Origin of the sequence: Peribacillus asahii (assembly GCF_004006295.1) — a bacterium.
Lineage (GTDB): Bacteria > Bacillota > Bacilli > Bacillales > DSM-1321 > Peribacillus > Peribacillus asahii_A.
Genome location: NZ_CP026095.1, coordinates 3,822,558 through 3,840,434, shown reverse-complemented (window position 1 = coordinate 3,840,434; position 17,877 = coordinate 3,822,558). Strand labels below are relative to the sequence as shown.

Below are 17,877 nucleotides of genomic sequence, written 5' to 3'. Positions count from 1 at the left end.
GGAATTTAATCATGAGAGAAGAAAGAGCAAAACAATTACAACAAAGCTGGGAAAACGATGCAAGATGGAAAGGGATTACTCGTCCTTATTCTGCTGAAGATGTTATCAAATTAAGAGGATCAATCGATATTGAACATACATTAGCTCGTCGCGGTTCAGAAAAATTATGGAACCTTCTTCATACAGAAGATTACATTAACGCACTTGGTGCACTTACAGGTAACCAAGCAATGCAACAAGTAAAAGCTGGTTTAAAAGCAATCTACTTAAGTGGTTGGCAAGTGGCTGCGGATGCAAACATTGCAGGTCAAATGTACCCTGACCAAAGCTTGTACCCAGCAAACTCTGTACCACAAGTAGTAAAACGTATTAACCAAACATTACAACGTGCTGACCAAATCTCTTACTCTGAAGGAAACACAGACATCGATTGGTTCGCACCAATTGTTGCCGATGCAGAAGCTGGTTTCGGTGGAGCACTTAACGTATTCGAATTAATGAAAGGTATGATTGAAGCAGGTGCTTCAGGCGTTCACTTCGAAGATCAACTTTCTTCTGAGAAAAAATGTGGTCACTTAGGTGGGAAAGTTCTTCTACCAACTCAAACAGCTGTACGTAACTTAGTCTCTGCTCGTTTAGCTGCGGACGTAATGGGTACACCAACACTCTTAATCGCACGTACAGATGCTGACGCTGCAGATTTAATCACAGATAATATTGATCCAGTTGATGCACCATTTATCACTGGTGAGCGTACACCAGAAGGATTCTACCGTACAAAAGCTGGTCTTGATCAAGCGATTGCTCGTGGTCTTGCTTATGCACCATATGCTGACCTTATCTGGTGTGAAACGTCTGAGCCGAACCTTGAAGAAGCTCGTCGCTTTGCCGAGGCAATTCATGAGAAATTCCCTGGTAAACTACTTGCTTACAACTGTTCACCATCATTCAACTGGAAAGCTAAACTTAGCGATGAAGAAATTGCTAGCTACCAAAAAGAAATTGGTAAGTTAGGATATAAATTCCAATTCGTTACACTTGCTGGTTTCCACTCATTAAATCACAGCATGTTCAATCTTGCTTTAGGTTACAAAGAGCGCGGAATGGCTGCTTACTCAGAGCTTCAACAAGCTGAATTCGCAAGTGAAAAAGACGGTTACACAGCAACTCGTCACCAACGTGAAGTTGGAACTGGTTACTTTGATGAAGTAGCACAAGTTGTATCTGGTGGAACGTCTTCTACAACAGCACTTGCTGGTTCAACAGAGGCGGAACAATTTCAAACATCTAATAAATAATTATGAATGGTAATCTTGCCTACTAATTATAGTAGTGAAAAATGAAATACTGTGTCGTGTCTATTACCTTACTCACAAAGGAATAACATGTATTGAAGTAAGGGAGTAACTCTACTTTAGAGTGAACCCCTTACTCTTTTTTTGGTCCGATAATAAATGCCCAAATTTCAGTAAACACGTTGGCCCGCTGCAGGGTGTTAATTATCACAAGGATGATTGGACCGATAATTAATCCCAAAAAGCCAATTAATTTATACCCAATAAATAGAGAAATAAGTGTAGCTAATGGATCAATACCGATGCTTGAAGAAAGAACTTTCGGTTCAATGAGTTGCCGTTGCACAACGACGATGATATACAGGACAGCAAGTCCAATGGCAAAACTAACATCTTCAGTCATTAATTCATAAATCATCCAAGGAATAAAGATAGTCCCCGTTCCTAAATAGGGAATAATGTCAATGAAACCGCAAATTAAGGCGATTGTAATAGAATAGTTTACTCGCATAATTAATAACCCAATTAAAATGGTAATCGTTGTTAAAGAAATCAATGTGCATTGAGCGCGGATAAAGCCAAATAAAGCTCGTTTCAGATCATGGACCACTCTTTTTGCACGAGAAGACACTTTATAAGGCAGAAATTTAGCCGTTAATCCTCCAAGGCGATGCCAATCTTTACTAATGAAAAAAGTAGCCATTAAGGAAAAAATAAGTGCTGTTATTGTATTTGGAAACCACCCAAGAATAGCGGGTATATTTTTTAAAATAAATTGAATAAATTCGCTGACGGCTGTAGTAATAGATTGTCCAATCTGTTGAACATTTTTCATGATTGTATCCTGCTGGGCAACATCTAGTCTGTTAAACAAGGTGGCGGTTTCATTATAAAAAGGAATAATGGTTTGGGCGATGAAGTTTTCGATGAATGTAACAAAGGTTTCAATATGTGTTGGAAGTACACTTGCTAAATAAGTCGTACCAGAGACAATTTCAATAATAAGTAATGTAAGAAGTCCAGCTAAGGCAGAAAAGATAAGCAAAAGAGAGAGTAATACAGCAAGGCTTCTTGGCAATCGTGCCTTTTTCTCAAGAAGGGTAACGAGCGGATTCATAAAGAAGGCCAATATGACGGCGATGATGAATGGGTATGTATAAGTTGATAAATAAAAAAGAGCAGTACAGCCTAAACTAATTAATGCAATGACGAAGAAACATCGAATAAAACGATAAAGATAGACGGAATTCAAAGCTTCTCCCCCTTATAAAATATTTGTATTATATAATTGTAACGATAGGAAGAGGAATTGGAAAGTTTTAACTAAGAAAGTGAGTAGATTTTTCATTTGCTTCATCTAAGAAATCTTTGAAAAATATACTTGTTTTGTTATGTTGAAATAATAAATAATAAGGGTAGCAAGGAGAGAGTGAATGGGTTCGATTGTGTTTTTACTGTTGCTTGGAATCATTGGCTGGCTTGGCAAGAATACATCGCTAATGGTTGCAGCAGGCTTTTTGTTATTGATGAAATTGCTTATGCTTGACACAAAAATATTCCCTTATTTAGAGGGAAAGGGGATTAATCTGGGGGTTACAATCATCACGATTGCCGTATTAGTTCCAATTGCAAGCGGTGCGATTGGCTTTAAGGAATTAGGGGAAGCAATTAAGTCTCCTTATGCTTGGATTGCTCTTATATCTGGAGTCGCTGTTGCTTTAATCGCTAAAAACGGATTAACGTTATTACAGCATGATCCGCATATTACGGCGGCGCTTGTTTTAGGTACAATTCTGGCTGTTGCTTTATTCAAAGGTGTGGCAGTGGGTCCGCTAATAGGAGCTGGAATCGCTTATATATGCATGAAATTGTTCGATTTTATGAACTAATAAAAAATAATGGGGATACTTTAGGAGTATACGGAATTATTGATTTGACTGGCTTTAAACAACGATTTATGAAGCGGGAAAGGAAGAATATAAGTGAGTTTTTCTAATAAAATAATAATTTTTTCACAATTTAAGTGCTTTTCATTCCCAAAAAAGTGATTATTGTTTATAATAAACATGTAACTGCTGAAAAATGATAAATAAGCGTCCGAATCATTTTAATGGGTGCGAAGATTACTTGTAAGCGTTTCAGGCAGTTATTGACTAAGCGCTCGCTAGGAAAAGTAAAACGCATATTTGATTTTTAGAAAACGGTAAGCGAACGATAGGTAGAATACATAGCATAGTCTATCTTTAATGTGAACGCTTTCATGAAGGAAGCGCGGTTTTTTCTAAAAATATATATGATTAGTTATAATACCTAGTTCTTGGAGGCGCTATATTTATACGCAATAAGTAATGGGCATAGGGGAATATTTTTTAAAAAGGAGAGATTTTATATGACAGCAACAAAAGGTCTAGAAGGTATTGTAGCAGCAACTTCATCTGTTAGTTCAATTATCGACGACACATTAACTTACGTAGGTTATAACATTGATGATTTAGCAGAAAACGCAACGTTTGAAGAAGTAATCTACTTATTATGGCATAAAAAATTACCAAATAAAGCTCAATTAGAAGAGTTAACACAACAAATTGCTGATAACGCAGAAGTTCCAGCAGAAGTTCTTAACCACTTCAAATCATACCCAATCGATAAAGTTCACCCAATGGGAGCTCTTCGTACGGCAATCTCTTTACTTGCACTTTATGATGAAGAAGCTGATGTAATGAGCGACGAAGCTAACTATCGTAAAGCAATCCGCATTCAAGCGAAAATCCCAACAGTTGTAACTGCATTCTCACGTGTTCGTAAAGGTTTAGATCCAGTTGCTCCACGTTCTGATTTAAGCTTTGCTGCGAACTTCTTATACATGCTTAGTGGAGAAGAGCCATCTGCAATCGCAGAAGAAGCATTCAACAAAGCATTAGTTTTACATGCTGACCATGAATTAAACGCTTCTACATTCACTGCACGTGTATGTGTAGCTACACTTTCTGATATCTATTCTGGTATCACATCTGCTATTGGAGCTCTTAAAGGACCTCTACACGGTGGAGCAAACGAGCAAGTTATGAAAATGCTTACAGAAATCGGTTCTGTTGAAAACGTTGAGCCTTATATTAACGCAAAATTAGCAAATAAAGAAAAAATCATGGGCTTTGGACACCGTGTATACCGTAAAGGTGACCCACGTGCGCCACACCTTAAAGTAATGTCACAAAAATTAACTGAGCTTACTGGTCAACCAGAATACTACGAAATGTCTGTTAAAATTCATGAATTAGTAACTGGTCAGAAAAATCTACCACCAAACGTAGATTTCTATTCTGCATCTGTATACCACAGCTTAGGTATCGAGCATGACCTATTTACACCAATTTTTGCTGTAAGCCGTACGTCTGGTTGGATTGCTCACATCTTTGAGCAATATGCAAACAACCGCTTAATTCGTCCACGTGCAGAGTACAATGGACCAGGTATGCAAAAATACGTACCAGTTGATGAACGATAAAATTTTTTAATAAAATAAAATTTTTTAAAAAATTTGTTTAATATTTCGACTGATTTGTAGTAAATTAATACATGTGAGTAAAAAAAGGTTAGCTGGCTCGCCAATTTGGAAAGAGCCACTAACCTTTGAATTTGAACCGGAGGTATAGACATGACACAAGGACAAAAAATCACAGTTACAAACGGAGCACTTAACGTACCAAACAACCCAGTAGTACCATTTATCGAAGGTGACGGAATCGGTCCTGATATTTGGGCAGCAGCTGTACGCGTTTTAGACGCAGCAGTAGAAAAAGCATACAATGGCGAAAAGAAAATCGAATGGAAAGAAGTTCTTGCTGGGGAAAAAGCATTCAACCAAACTGGCGAATGGCTTCCACAAGAAACTCTTGATGTAATCAACGAGTATCTAATCGCTATTAAAGGACCTCTTACAACTCCAATTGGTGGCGGAATTCGTTCATTGAACGTTGCATTACGTCAACAATTAGATTTATTCGTATGTCTACGTCCTGTACGTTACTTTGACGGTGTACCTTCACCAGTTAAACGTCCTGAAGACACTGATATGGTTATCTTCCGTGAAAACACAGAAGACATCTATGCTGGTATCGAGTATGCAAATGGTTCTGACGAAGCGAAAAAATTAATCAACTTCTTACAAAACGAATTCGGCGTAAACAAAATTCGTTTCCCAGAAACTTCTGGTATCGGTATTAAACCAATTTCTGAAGAAGGTACAAAACGTCTTGTTCGTGCCGCTCTTAACTATGCAATCAAAGAAGGCCGTAAATCTTTAACTTTAGTTCATAAAGGTAACATCATGAAATTCACAGAAGGCGCATTCAAAAACTACGGTTATGAAGTAGCTGAAACTGAATTCGCTGATCAAGTATTCACTTGGAACCAATATGACAAAATTAAAGAAGCTGAAGGTACAGAAGCTGCAAACAAAGCGCAAGCTGCTGCTGAAGCTGAAGGCAAAATCATCGTAAAAGATTCTATCGCTGATATCTTCTTACAACAAATTTTAACTCGTCCAAAAGAGTTTGATGTAGTAGCTACAATGAACCTTAACGGTGACTACATCTCTGATGCACTAGCTGCACAAGTTGGTGGTATTGGTATCGCTCCAGGAGCTAACATCAACTACGAAACTGGACACGCTATTTTCGAAGCTACTCACGGAACAGCTCCAAAATACGCTGGTCTTGATAAAGTTAACCCATCTTCAGTTCTTCTTTCAGGTGTACTTTTACTTGAACACCTTGGTTGGAATGAAGCAGCGAAAAGCATTACAGCTTCAGTAGAAAAAACAATTGCTTCTAAAGTTGTAACATATGACTTCGCTCGTCTAATGGAAGGCGCTACAGAAGTTAAATGCTCTGAGTTCGCTGACGAATTAATCAAAAATCTTTAATTCTTATTCAGATACATTTTATGAAAAAGCAGCTTATTTATAGCTGCTTTTTTCATTGTATAATCATATATATGGCATTGCTTTATCTGGGAAAATTTTGTATTATTACATATTGAAGGAGGAGAAAAATATGTCTCGTAAAAAAGTCTCAGTTATCGGTGGCGGATTTACTGGTGCTACAACTGCATTTTTATTAGCTCAAAAAGAGCTTGGCGATGTTGTACTAGTGGATATCCCACAAGCTGAAAACCCAACAAAAGGTAAAGCTCTTGATATGTTAGAAGCTAGCCCAGTTCAAGGTTTTGATGCTAAAATCACTGGTACTTCTAACTATGCGGATACTGCTGATTCTGACGTAGTTATCATCACTGCTGGTATCGCTCGTAAACCAGGTATGAGCCGTGACGATTTAGTTCAAACAAACCAAAAAGTGATGAAAGCTGTAACTCAAGAAATCGTCAAATATTCTCCAAATTCTACAATTATCGTATTAACAAACCCAGTTGATGCTATGACTTACACAGTATACAAAGAGTCTGGTTTCCCTAAAAACCGCGTAATCGGACAATCTGGTGTACTTGATACAGCTCGTTTCCGCACATTCGTAGCAGAAGAATTAAACCTATCTGTTAAAGATATCACTGGTTTCGTTCTTGGTGGACATGGAGATACGATGGTACCATTAACTCGTTATTCTTTCGCTGGCGGAATTCCATTAGAAAAATTAATCCCAGCTGACCGTTTAGAAGCAATCGTTGCTCGTACTCGTACTGGTGGTGGAGAAATTGTTGAACTTCTTGGAAACGGATCTGCATACTATGCACCAGCTGCATCGCTGGTAGAAATGACTGAAGCTGTACTTAAAGATCAGCGTCGTGTCCTTCCTTCAATCGCTTACCTTGAAGGTGAATACGGTTATGAAGGTATTTATCTTGGTGTACCAACAATCCTTGGTGCTGGTGGTATCGAACAAATCATCGAGCTTGACTTAACAGCTGATGAAAAAGCAGCACTTGATAAATCTGCTGAAGCAGTAAAAGTTGTAATGAGTGTATTAATATAAGTTTTTTATAATAGAGAAAAAAGGCAATGGATCAAAGTAAGTAGTTCGGATATTGTGGAGAAACAATCAAAATAGCATAGTAAATCGAGTATAAAACCGCAAAAGTTTTCTACTCGATTTTTTTATTGATACATAAGGGTTTATTACGTTTTAACAAGTAAAATAACATTACAATTAGCATTGCTTTTAACAATGTGACAATGGTTGTTGTCACACTTCCATTTCGGTTGTGATTTAGGCTGTTAATTAAGTGTTAAAAGAAAAAAACCAAAAATACAGGTAATTTATGTTAAATTATAAAGAGAATTGATAATAGTATGTTACTTATTTAAGAAAATGGCAGGATTGAGTTTATTTATATATTCTTAGGGGTGATGGTATGGATAATCCTTATAAAATAGCCATTATTGGTGGCACTGGTAAAGTAGGACGTTATATAGCTTCAGAAGCGTTAAAAAATGGCTATCAAGTACGTATGCTTGTTCGAAATCCAAAAAAATTAAAATGTAGCGATGATAATATTGAGGTTGTGACAGGTGATGTAGAAAATATTGATACAATAGTACAACTACTCGAAGGATGTAAAGTCGTTATAAATTGCTTTGGTCAACCTATGAGAGATACACCTATGTATAGCAGAGTTACAAGAGATATACTTAAAGTAATGAAAGAAAAGGGTATCAGGAGATATATTGGAGTTACAGGAGCTTCTCTCAACATCATAGGAGATAAAAAAAGTCCTTTAAATAAGATTGGAGCAAAGATGTTTGAAGTGTTCTTTTCCAAAATGATGAAAGATAAAAAAGAAGAGCTGGATATTCTTTTGGAAAATAAATACCTTGATTGGACACTAATAAGACTTCCTTTTGTAAAAGAGGGTGTTGAAATAAGAGTAGTTAAAGAAAGTCTTACCGATATGCCTGGAACAATGATTTCAAATAAAGAAATAGCAAGTTTTATAATTAGCCAGATTGATAACAAAGAGTATATTCATAAAACGCCTTTTATTGCGATTTAAATATAGAATTATCCTTATGCAACAATAGGGGCTTTAACGCCATAACCTCATTATAAAAAAGAAAGCTCAGGGCATAAAAAAAACTCTGAGCTTTTTGTATGCTATTTACTACGTGAATTAATTTGCGAATTCAACTGTTATTTCTTTTGTTATTTAAAGTTTTCTCCACAAAAACTGAACTACTTAGGCTCAAAGTCATTGCCTTTTTCTATGCTCAAAGAGAATTCAAACGTCTTATGCTTTCGTTCTAGGTCCATTTTCTTTTCTCTTCCATAATTAATATGTGTATAATAAAATGAGAATGAAGGTCATAGGAACAGAATGGATTGTAGGAGGAGAAAATGGCTAAGAGAATTCTTGTTGTGGATGATGAAAAATCAATTGTTACTTTACTTAAATATAATCTAGAGCAAGCGGGTTTCTCCGTAATAACAGCTTTTGATGGGGAAGAAGGACTTCAAACAGTGGTCGAACAGAAACCGGATCTTGTTGTATTAGATTTAATGCTTCCAAAATTGGATGGAATTGAAGTATGTAAGCAACTTCGTCAGTTAAAAGTCAATGTTCCCATTCTAATGCTAACAGCTAAGGATGATGAATTTGATAAAGTGCTTGGACTAGAGCTTGGAGCAGATGATTATTTAACAAAACCTTTTAGTCCGCGGGAAGTGGTGGCACGTATTAAAGCGATTCTCCGACGTGCTCAGCAGCAAGCCCCAATTGCGGAACAAGGGACACAAGAAGATGAGCAACCATCGTTGATTATTGGTGAATTAAAAGTTTATCCAGATCGATACGAAGCTTCATTTAATGATGAGCTACTTGAATTGACACCAAAGGAATTTGAACTGCTCGTATATTTATCAAGAAATAAAGGCAGAGTATTGACAAGAGATCAGTTATTAAGTGCTGTTTGGAATTACGATTTTGTTGGAGATTCGCGTATTGTAGATGTGCATATTAGTCACCTTCGTGAAAAAATCGAAAAGGATACGAGGAAGCCTTTATATATTAAAACAATTCGAGGACATGGATATAAATTAGAGGAGCCTAAACAGGAATAATGACGTATCGTAAAAAGCTTTTTTTTGCGTTAATTACCTTAATCATTGTTGTTTTAATTGCTCTTGGCGTACTGTTAGGGAATTTATTTAAAAATTCTTATGTACAAGCATTTAATGAGCAAATTCAAAAGGAAACAACATTTATCGCGCATTATATTCAAGAACATGGCGGGATTCATTCTTTTTTAGACCGGAATGATACAGTCGATTTAAAGCCGCTTATTGATTCAAATGTTACGATTTTGACCGATGAAGGGGATGTGTTATACGATTCGAATGAAGAGAAAATTGAGCATCCGGATCGCCATGCCAAGGTACTGCAACAAATTATAAAAGCGCAAGGACAAGAAGGCTATGAAGTGCCTGAAGGAAAAGCGGACTTTCATTATTATTGGCAAGTGATTAAGACCGATGATGAAATAGAAGGGTATATCGTACATAGTAGTGAAATTTCCATCATTGAACAAATGAATCAACAAATGTGGCAAATATTAACGATTAGTTTAGGGGCCGCACTTATCATTATTTTGATGCTTGGAAGTATGATTACGAAACGATATGCAAGACCGATTGAAGCAGCAACGATGACAGCTATTGAACTTGCTCAAGGAAATTATCGAGCACGAACGAGTGAGACTTATTCGGCAGAAACGAAAATGCTTATCACGTCCCTAAATATTTTGGCGAAAAATCTTGAAGAAGCACAAATTTCTAGAGAGATGCATCAAGATCGACTAGAAACGTTGATTGAAAACATTGGAAGCGGCGTTATTTTTATTGATAGTAAAAGCTATATTACGCTTATTAATCGTGAATATAAACATTTATTTAATGTCGATCCTATGCACTTTATGTTTCGTTCCTATTATGAAGTCATTGAATTTGAGGAAATTATTTCGATTATAGAAGAAATCTTTCGAACAGAACAAATTATTAAGCGTCAAATGAAGCTGCCGCTCGAATCAGAGCCAAGGCATTTTGAAGTGTATGGTGCTCCAATTATTGGTAATCACGATGAGTGGAATGGGATTTTGCTTATCTTCCATGATATTACTGAATTGAAGCGCTTAGAGCAAATTCGAAAGGATTTTGTAGCCAATGTATCACATGAGTTAAAAACGCCGATTACATCAATTAAAGGGTTTTCTGAAACGCTTCTTGATGGAGCTCTTCATGATGAGGAGACATTGCGCAGCTTCTTAACCATTATTTTAGAAGAAAGTGATCGTCTGCAAGTGCTTATTCAAGAATTACTGAATCTTTCGAAAATGGAGCAGCAAGTATTTGTTTTGAATCGTCAAGATGTTGATTTAATCCCGGTGTTAACAGACATTTCCACGATGTTATCAACAAGATTAGAAGAGAAGCAGCTCACATTAGACATCGTTGGTCCGGATCAAGCGTTCATTGAAGGTGATCTATCACGTATTAAACAAGTATTTATCAACTTAATGAGTAATGCTGTTAATTATACGTTAACTGGTGGAGCTATAAAGGTTTGTGTGAAAGAAGAGAAAGATACAGTCATTGTTGAGATTCAAGATAATGGAATTGGTATCGAATCAAAAGAGCTTCCACGAATTTTTGAACGCTTTTATCGAGTAGATAAAGCAAGAAGTCGAGACTCTGGAGGTACAGGTTTAGGGTTGGCTATTGTGAAGCATATACTAGAAGTGCATCATGGAAAAGTAACGGTTGAAAGTACAGTTGGTGTTGGTACAACATTTACCGTGACGTTATATAAAAAACTGCATGCATAGCAACGTTTGAAGGGTGAAGGCTACTAGGTCTTCACTTTTTTTATGGCTACGCTAAATAATGGAGGAGAGTGGATAAAACTACGCCCTAAGTATCATCTTTTTTGCAGAGTCCTATCCAATGATTGTTATTAAAAATTGGATAAGATAGATTCATTTTTAATATTTTATGAAACTTTATCCATTTCCGGGCGTACATACAGTATATATAGAGAAAAAAAGGAGGGGTTACTATCGCTAGTTTAAAAAGAATATATACGATGACAGGGTTAGCGTTGCTGATTGTAATTCTTGGAATAGTAGGTATATCTACTTGGTATACGGTAGATGAATCTGATCAAGCTGTGATTTTAACATTTGGAAAAGTAGAACAGACCGTAGCCGAACCAGGATTGCATTTTAAACTGCCGTGGCCGATTCAATCGGTGGAAAAGCTGTCAAAGGAGACATTTAGTTTACAATTTGGGTATAAACAGGAAGGCGGGAAAATTTCTGAGTATCCAAATGAAACAAAGATGATTACAGGTGATGAAAATATTGTGCTGGCGGACCTTGTTGTCCAATGGAAAATTACTGATCCACCGAAGTATTTATTCAATGCGAATGACCCTGAAGAAATCTTGTATAATACGACTTCTGCTGCCCTACGAAGCATTATTGGAAGCACAAAAATTGATGATGCCTTAACGTCAGGAAAAGCAGAGATTGAGGCTGATGTGCGTGAATTATTATCGCAATTAATGGGAAAATATGATGTTGGTATTTCTGTTTTAGCTGTGAAGCTTCAAGATGTAGAATTACCGAATGATGATGTTAGAAGTGCTTTTACCGCTGTAACGGATGCACGTGAAACGATGAATACGAAAATTAACGAAGCGAGCAAATACGAGAATAAACGTATGAATGAAGCAGAGGGAGAAAAAGCAGCAATCCTTTCAGCTGCAGAAGGAGATAAAACGAAACGAATAGAAACGGCACGTGGAGATGTTGCAGTTTTTGATAAATTGTATGCCGAATATAAAAGTAATCAGGAAATCACTCGTTCTCGTTTAATTCTTGAAACGCTGGAACAAGTGCTGCCGAATGCTGAAATTTATATTATGAATGATGATGGAAACACGATGAAATACTTACCATTACGTGCGCTGGATTCCAAAGCTGCTGCGACAAAGGAACAGACAGAGGGAGAAACGAAAGAGCAAAAATCAACGAAGGAAGGGGGAGCAGAATAATGAGCCCAAAGATTGTTGATTTAGAAGGTAAACGAAAAGATCATCTTCAGTGGCGCGGCTATGTGAAAGCTGGTATCTTCTTTATTATTTTAATTGCTTTACTTCTGATTTTGCTAACGAATGTGTATATTGTAAAAGAAGGGGAATACAAAGTAGTACGCCAATTTGGAGAAGTCGTCCGCATTGATAAGAGCCCTGGCTTAAAATTTAAAATCCCTTTTATTCAAAGTGTGACAACTTTACCAAAATATCAAATGAATTATGATGTATCTGAAGCTGAAATTAATACAAAAGATAAAAAACGAATGCTCATTGATAACTATGCAGTATGGCGTATTGATGATCCAAAGAAGATGATTACGAATGCTAGAACATTTGAAAATGCGGAAGCAAGGATGGAAGAGTTTATTTATTCTGTTGTTCGCTCTGAGCTTGGTCAATTGAATTATGATGAAATTATTAATGATGAAAAATCTTCAAGAGGAAGTTTGAATGATCGAGTAACAGAAAAAGTGAATGAATTGCTTACCCAAGATAATTATGGAATTCTTGTGACAGATGTTCGTATAAAACGAACGGACTTACCTGCTGAAAATGAAGAGTCTGTGTTTAAGAGAATGATTTCTGAACGAGAATCGAAGGCTCAAGAATATTTATCAAAAGGTGATGCGCAGAAGAATCGAATTATTGCAGATACTGATCGCAAAGTGAAAGAGCTGTTATCCACAGCAGAAGCGGATGCAGAAGTGATTCGAGCGGAGGGAGAAGGAGAAGCTGCTAAGATTTACAATAAATCGTTCTCCAAAGATCCAGAGTTTTATCAATTATATAGAACGCTAGATTCGTATAAAGAAACAATTGGCGAACAGACCGTCATTGTGTTGCCATCTGACTCTCCTTATGCAAGATTGTTGATGGGGAATATGAAGTAAACTATAATAGCCGTCATTTTTCTTTCTCCTTCTTCTCATGGTAGAATAGAGGAAGAAAATGAACGGTTTTATTTAGGAAAAGGGGCGGAACTCCGCATGAGTATGAGGGAGCCCATTATGTTGCGAAATACGTAATGTAGTTTAGGGATGTTAAGCGTGCGTGCTGCGTTCGCGCCGCCTTTGTTTTCTCCTTTATTTTGTATAAGGATGTAGGTGGAGTGGAAACTCTGTTGATTTGTAAGGGCGGAACTCCGCATGAGTATGGGGGGCCTATTATTTTTCGAAATACGTAATGTAGTTTAGGGATGCTGAGAGTGGGCGCTGCGTTCACGCCGCCTTTGTGTTTTGCCTTTTAGTCCCTGGATATAGGAGGAAGAATTGTTTGGATAAAAAGTTAGTATTAATAGATGGAAATAGTATTGCGTACCGGGCTTTTTTTGCTCTCCCCCTTTTGAATAATGACAAAGGGGTATATACGAATGCTGTATACGGCTTTACAATGATGCTGAATCGTATTATTGAGGAAGAGAAGCCGACACATATGCTCGTTGCGTTTGATGCTGGAAAAACAACGTTTCGACATGCGACGTATCAAGAGTATAAAGGAGGCCGCCAAAAAACACCGAATGAATTGTCAGAGCAGTTTCCGTTTATTCGTGAGCTGCTAGATTGTTTTGGAATTAAACGTTATGAGTTAGAAAATTATGAGGCGGATGATATTATTGGAACGCTCTCACAACAAGCAGAACAAGAAGACTTCGAAGTGAAAGTGATTTCAGGAGATAAAGATTTAACACAATTAACGTCTGATAAGACAACCGTTTCGATTACGAAAAAAGGAATTACTGATATCGAAGAATATACGCCGGCGCATGTGCAGGAAAAATACGGGCTTGTGCCCATTCAAATTACTGATTTAAAGGGGCTTATGGGAGATGCTTCAGATAATATTCCCGGCATCCCTGGCGTAGGGGAGAAAACAGCATTAAAGCTGCTGCATCAATTTGAAACAGTGGAAAAGCTTGTTGAATCGGTGGAAGAAGTAAGCGGCCAAAAGCTGAAAGAAAAGATTAATGAGTATAGGGAGTTAGCGTTATTAAGTAAGAAGTTAGCGACGATTTTGCGTACGGCTCCTATTGAAGTAGCCTTAGGTGAAACAGCTTATAATGGGATGGATTACGATAAAGTAATCGCTTTTTATAAAGAGTTAGGTTTTCAAACTTTGCTTGATAAGCTAGATGAGGAAAATGGACAAGACATTGAACAAGAAGAGATTGACGTACAGATAGTTGATGACATTACGGCGGATTTATTTACTGATGAAAATGGCTTATATATTGAAATGTTAGAAGATAATTATCATCATGGAGACATCATTGGAGTTGCGCTAAGCAATGAGCACGGGCATTTTTATTTTAGAGGTGAAAGTGCACTCAGCTCAGCGGCTTTCAAACAATGGGCTGAAGATGAAACGAAGTACAAAACGATATACGATGCGAAAAAAGCTATTGTGGCTCTTCGTCATCGCGGCATTGAATTAAAGGGAATTGACTTTGATGTATTTCTAGCTTCCTATATTTTAAATCCAGCAGAATCGGTTGAAGATGTTGCGGCGATTGTAAAAGTGCAGCAGCAACCACCGCTTGTGAGCGATGAGGTGTTTTATGGAAAAGGGGCGAAGCGTACCGTTCCTGAAGAAGCAAAACTAAGTGAACATCTCGCTCGTAAGGCGAAAGCGCTGTTAGCTTTAAAGGATTCTATGCTTACAAAATTAGAAGAGCATGAACAAGATCGTTTATTTACGGATTTAGAGTTACCGTTGTCCAATATTTTAGCTGATATGGAATGGCAAGGTGTAAAGGTCGATATTGAACGTTTGCAATCGATGGGGCAAGAATTATCTGTACGTTTACGGGCAATCGAAGCGAAAATTTTTGATTTAGCGGGCGAAGCTTTTAATATTAATTCTCCAAAGCAACTTGGTATTATTTTATTTGAAAAGTTAGGCTTGCCTGTTATGAAAAAAACAAAAACAGGCTACTCAACGTCAGCAGAAGTGCTAGAAAAATTAGAAGATAAGCATGAGATTGTAAAGGAAATTCTCCATTATCGTCAGCTTGGCAAGCTTCACTCAACCTATATCGAAGGATTGCTTAAAGTGGTCAATCCGAAAACAGCGAAAGTACATACTCGTTTTAATCAAGCGCTAACACAAACCGGGCGATTAAGTTCTACTGATCCGAACCTCCAAAACATTCCGATTCGCTTAGAAGAAGGACGAAAAATTCGCCAAGCTTTCATTGCTTCCGAACAAGATTGGTTGATTTTTGCGGCGGATTATTCACAAATTGAGCTTCGGGTACTAGCGCATATTGCGAATGATCCAGGCTTAGTTGAAGCGTTTCAGGCGGGGATGGACATTCATACGAAAACGGCAATGGATGTGTTCCATGTATCGGCTGATGAAGTGACATCGAATATGCGTCGTCAAGCGAAGGCTGTAAATTTTGGTATTGTATATGGAATTAGTGATTACGGATTATCTCAAAATCTAGGGATTACTAGGAAAGAAGCGAGTGAGTTTATCGCGAAGTACTTTAAGAGTTTCCCTGGTGTTCAAGATTATATGGATGCGAGTATTCAGGAAGCGCGTCAAAAGGGCTATAGTACGACGCTGTTGCATAGACGACGCTATATTCCGGAAATTACGAGCAGTAACTTTAATATAAGAAGCTTTGCGGAGAGAACAGCAATGAATACACCAATTCAAGGGAGTGCCGCAGATATTATTAAGCTTGCGATGATTAACATGAGTGAGCGTTTAAAGCGAGAAGGTTTGAAAGCACGGATGCTGCTTCAAGTACATGATGAGCTGATTTTTGAAGTTCCACCAGAGGAAATTGACATATTGAAGCAAATTGTACCTGAAGAAATGGAAAATGCTTTTTGCTTAAATGTACCGTTAAAAGTGGACTATAATTTTGGAGCAACGTGGTTCGATGCAAAATAAATGAAGATAGGTGAACATCATGCCAGAACTTCCAGAGGTAGAAACAGTCAGAAGAACGTTGGAACAATTAGTGTTAGGAAAAGAAATTCAAGAAGTATCCGTTTTATGGCCGAAGATTATTAAAAAACCAGAGCCGGTTGAACAATTTTGCGATGCACTTGTTGGACAAACGATTCGTGAAATCGGACGCCGTGGAAAGTTTTTAATTTTTACATTAGATGATTATTCAATGGTCTCGCATTTACGAATGGAAGGGAAATATGGAGTGTATCCGAAACAGGAGCCATATGATAAACATACCCATGTCATTTTTTCCTTTACAGATGGCAGCGAGCTTAGGTATCGTGATGTTCGTAAATTTGGAACGATGCATTTATTTAAAAAAGGAGAAGAGTTTGAGCAAGAACCGCTTTTGAATCTAGGTCCAGAGCCGTTATTAGCAGATTTTACGGTCGAGTACCTACGTCGAGCATTACGGAAAACCAATCGAAAAATTAAACCAGTTTTACTGGATCAACATATTGTTGTTGGTATTGGGAATATTTACGTCGATGAGTCGCTCTTCCGTTCTGGTATCCATCCTGAGCGGGTCGCTTCATCACTTACGGATGCCGAAATTACAAAGCTTTATCAAGAAATTATCGCGACATTATCGGAGGCTGTTGAAAAGGGAGGCAGTACGATTCGTTCTTATATCAATTCACAAGGACAAATCGGTATGTTTCAATTAGAGCTATTTGTTTATGGCCGAAAAGGAGAGAATTGCAAGAGATGTGGCGCACCGCTTGAGAAACTAGTTGTCGGTGGGCGTGGTACACATATTTGTCCATCGTGTCAGGTGCGTCCGTCATAAAGAAGGAAAACGAGTCTACTTCGCTTTTCTTTACACATCGGATAGGCTCTTTCCATATACTGTTTTAGCAACAGAATTGGAGGGAGTCATCATCGATGTGGTTACAGCTTATTATTCTTTCTATCGCATTAAGTATTGATGGGTTCGGAGTGGGAGTCACATTAGGAATGCGCGGTGTGAAAATCCCATTTCGATCGATTATTGTTATTTCGATTTGTTCGGGTATTAGTCTCGGTGTAGCCATGCTGATTGGTGAGTTCATTAGTCAGCTTGTCTCTCCTAGTGCGGCTGAAAAAACAGGTGGTGCTATTTTAATTTTGCTAGGCATTTGGCTTGTTTATCAGTTTTTTAAAAAGGAAAAAGAAATAATAGAAAGTCATTCTAAAGAAAAGATTATTTTTAACTTTGAAATTAAATCGCTTGGTGTCGTAATTAATATTTTACAAAAACCGACGGATGCCGATTTTGATAAATCAGGTACGATTAATGGCGTCGAAGCTCTCGTTCTCGGTGTGGCTCTTTCATTAGATGCTTTTGGTGCGGGAATTGGCGCGGCTATGATTGGTATTTCACCGCTAGTGCTTGCTTTTGCAATTGGAGTCATGAGCTCCATCTTTATTTGGAGTGGGCTTCAAAGCGGCAAATTACTATCAAAAAGCACGCTTGTGCAAAATTTATCTTTTCTTCCAGGGGCATTACTCATTATTATCGGAATATTAAAATTGTAGA

At 37.6% G+C, this 17,877-nt stretch carries 14 protein-coding genes; 13 read left to right on the top strand and 1 reads right to left on the bottom strand.

Annotated elements, in window-relative coordinates; genetic code table 11:
* Nucleotides 1–11 precede the first annotated feature (11 nt).
* Complete coding sequence (gene aceA / locus BAOM_RS18885) at nt 12–1,298, top strand: isocitrate lyase (RefSeq protein ID WP_127761615.1); 1,287 nt, start codon at nt 12–14, stop codon at nt 1,296–1,298.
* 130 nt (nt 1,299–1,428) lie between these two features.
* On the opposite strand, the gene ytvI is transcribed toward aceA, so the two are convergent.
* The gene (gene ytvI, locus BAOM_RS18880) at nt 1,429–2,547 is read right to left on the bottom strand and encodes a sporulation integral membrane protein YtvI (RefSeq protein ID WP_127761614.1); all 1,119 of its coding nucleotides are present in this window, start codon (nt 2,545–2,547) and stop codon (nt 1,429–1,431) included.
* Nucleotides 2,548–2,728: 181 nt separating this feature from the next.
* Here ytvI and BAOM_RS18875 point away from each other — a divergent pair, with 181 nt between their 5' ends.
* The 12 genes from BAOM_RS18875 to ytaF all read left to right on the top strand — a co-directional run bounded on the left by BAOM_RS18875 (nt 2,729) and on the right by ytaF (nt 17,876).
* On the top strand, nt 2,729–3,184 hold the full coding sequence (locus BAOM_RS18875; protein WP_127761613.1) for a DUF441 domain-containing protein: 456 nt from the start codon (nt 2,729–2,731) through the stop codon (nt 3,182–3,184).
* A gap of 500 nt (nt 3,185–3,684) precedes the next feature.
* The gene (gene citZ / locus BAOM_RS18870) at nt 3,685–4,800 is read left to right on the top strand and encodes a citrate synthase (protein WP_127761612.1); all 1,116 of its coding nucleotides are present in this window, start codon (nt 3,685–3,687) and stop codon (nt 4,798–4,800) included.
* Between the two features lie 150 nt (nt 4,801–4,950).
* The gene (gene icd / locus BAOM_RS18865) at nt 4,951–6,219 is read left to right on the top strand and encodes an NADP-dependent isocitrate dehydrogenase (RefSeq protein ID WP_127761611.1); all 1,269 of its coding nucleotides are present in this window, start codon (nt 4,951–4,953) and stop codon (nt 6,217–6,219) included.
* Between the two features lie 130 nt (nt 6,220–6,349).
* Nucleotides 6,350–7,282, top strand: coding sequence for a malate dehydrogenase (gene mdh, locus BAOM_RS18860; protein WP_127761610.1), 933 nt, complete (start codon nt 6,350–6,352; stop codon nt 7,280–7,282).
* 379 nt (nt 7,283–7,661) lie between these two features.
* The gene (locus BAOM_RS18855) at nt 7,662–8,300 is read left to right on the top strand and encodes an SDR family oxidoreductase (RefSeq protein WP_127761609.1); all 639 of its coding nucleotides are present in this window, start codon (nt 7,662–7,664) and stop codon (nt 8,298–8,300) included.
* Between the two features lie 341 nt (nt 8,301–8,641).
* Nucleotides 8,642–9,364 carry a response regulator transcription factor gene (locus BAOM_RS18850; protein WP_127761608.1) on the top strand — a complete coding sequence of 241 codons (723 nt, stop codon included), beginning with the start codon at nt 8,642–8,644 and terminating at the stop codon, nt 9,362–9,364.
* Nucleotides 9,364–11,124 carry a two-component system histidine kinase PnpS gene (gene pnpS / locus BAOM_RS18845; protein ID WP_306821274.1) on the top strand — a complete coding sequence of 587 codons (1,761 nt, stop codon included), beginning with the start codon at nt 9,364–9,366 and terminating at the stop codon, nt 11,122–11,124. Before BAOM_RS18850 ends, pnpS begins: the two co-directional genes overlap by 1 nt.
* A 257-nt stretch (nt 11,125–11,381) precedes the next feature.
* A complete protein-coding gene (gene hflK, locus BAOM_RS18840; protein ID WP_180319797.1) occupies nt 11,382–12,353 on the top strand; it encodes an FtsH protease activity modulator HflK in 972 nt (323 codons plus the stop codon).
* Entirely contained in the window at nt 12,353–13,285 is a 933-nt protein-coding gene (gene hflC, locus BAOM_RS18835; protein ID WP_127761605.1) for a protease modulator HflC, read from the top strand. Before hflK ends, hflC begins: the two co-directional genes overlap by 1 nt.
* Before the next feature lie 382 nt (nt 13,286–13,667).
* Complete coding sequence (polA, locus tag BAOM_RS18830; RefSeq protein WP_127761604.1) at nt 13,668–16,295, top strand: DNA polymerase I; 2,628 nt, start codon at nt 13,668–13,670, stop codon at nt 16,293–16,295.
* Nucleotides 16,296–16,314: 19 nt separating this feature from the next.
* Complete coding sequence (gene mutM, locus BAOM_RS18825) at nt 16,315–17,148, top strand: DNA-formamidopyrimidine glycosylase (RefSeq protein ID WP_127761603.1); 834 nt, start codon at nt 16,315–16,317, stop codon at nt 17,146–17,148.
* Nucleotides 17,149–17,243: 95 nt separating this feature from the next.
* Nucleotides 17,244–17,876: a sporulation membrane protein YtaF gene (ytaF, locus tag BAOM_RS18820; protein WP_127761602.1), complete on the top strand. Its 633-nt coding sequence runs from the start codon at nt 17,244–17,246 to the stop codon at nt 17,874–17,876.
* Nucleotide 17,877: the final 1 nt, after the last annotated feature.

Excerpts from the sequence above, each read along its gene's own strand:
- citZ (WP_127761612.1), top strand. The coding sequence starts at position 3,685 with ATGACAGCAACAAAAGGTCTAGAAGGTATTGTAGCAGCAACTTCATCT.
- BAOM_RS18855 (WP_127761609.1), top strand. The coding sequence starts at position 7,662 with ATGGATAATCCTTATAAAATAGCCATTATTGGTGGCACTGGTAAAGTA.
- hflK (WP_180319797.1), top strand. The coding sequence starts at position 11,382 with ATGACAGGGTTAGCGTTGCTGATTGTAATTCTTGGAATAGTAGGTATA.
- aceA (WP_127761615.1), top strand. The coding sequence starts at position 12 with ATGAGAGAAGAAAGAGCAAAACAATTACAACAAAGCTGGGAAAACGAT.
- BAOM_RS18850 (WP_127761608.1), top strand. The coding sequence starts at position 8,642 with ATGGCTAAGAGAATTCTTGTTGTGGATGATGAAAAATCAATTGTTACT.
- mdh (WP_127761610.1), top strand. The coding sequence starts at position 6,350 with ATGTCTCGTAAAAAAGTCTCAGTTATCGGTGGCGGATTTACTGGTGCT.
- pnpS (WP_306821274.1), top strand. The coding sequence starts at position 9,364 with ATGACGTATCGTAAAAAGCTTTTTTTTGCGTTAATTACCTTAATCATT.
- mutM (WP_127761603.1), top strand. The coding sequence starts at position 16,315 with ATGCCAGAACTTCCAGAGGTAGAAACAGTCAGAAGAACGTTGGAACAA.
- BAOM_RS18875 (WP_127761613.1), top strand. The coding sequence starts at position 2,729 with ATGGGTTCGATTGTGTTTTTACTGTTGCTTGGAATCATTGGCTGGCTT.
- hflC (WP_127761605.1), top strand. The coding sequence starts at position 12,353 with ATGAGCCCAAAGATTGTTGATTTAGAAGGTAAACGAAAAGATCATCTT.
- ytaF (WP_127761602.1), top strand. The coding sequence starts at position 17,244 with ATGTGGTTACAGCTTATTATTCTTTCTATCGCATTAAGTATTGATGGG.
- icd (WP_127761611.1), top strand. The coding sequence starts at position 4,951 with ATGACACAAGGACAAAAAATCACAGTTACAAACGGAGCACTTAACGTA.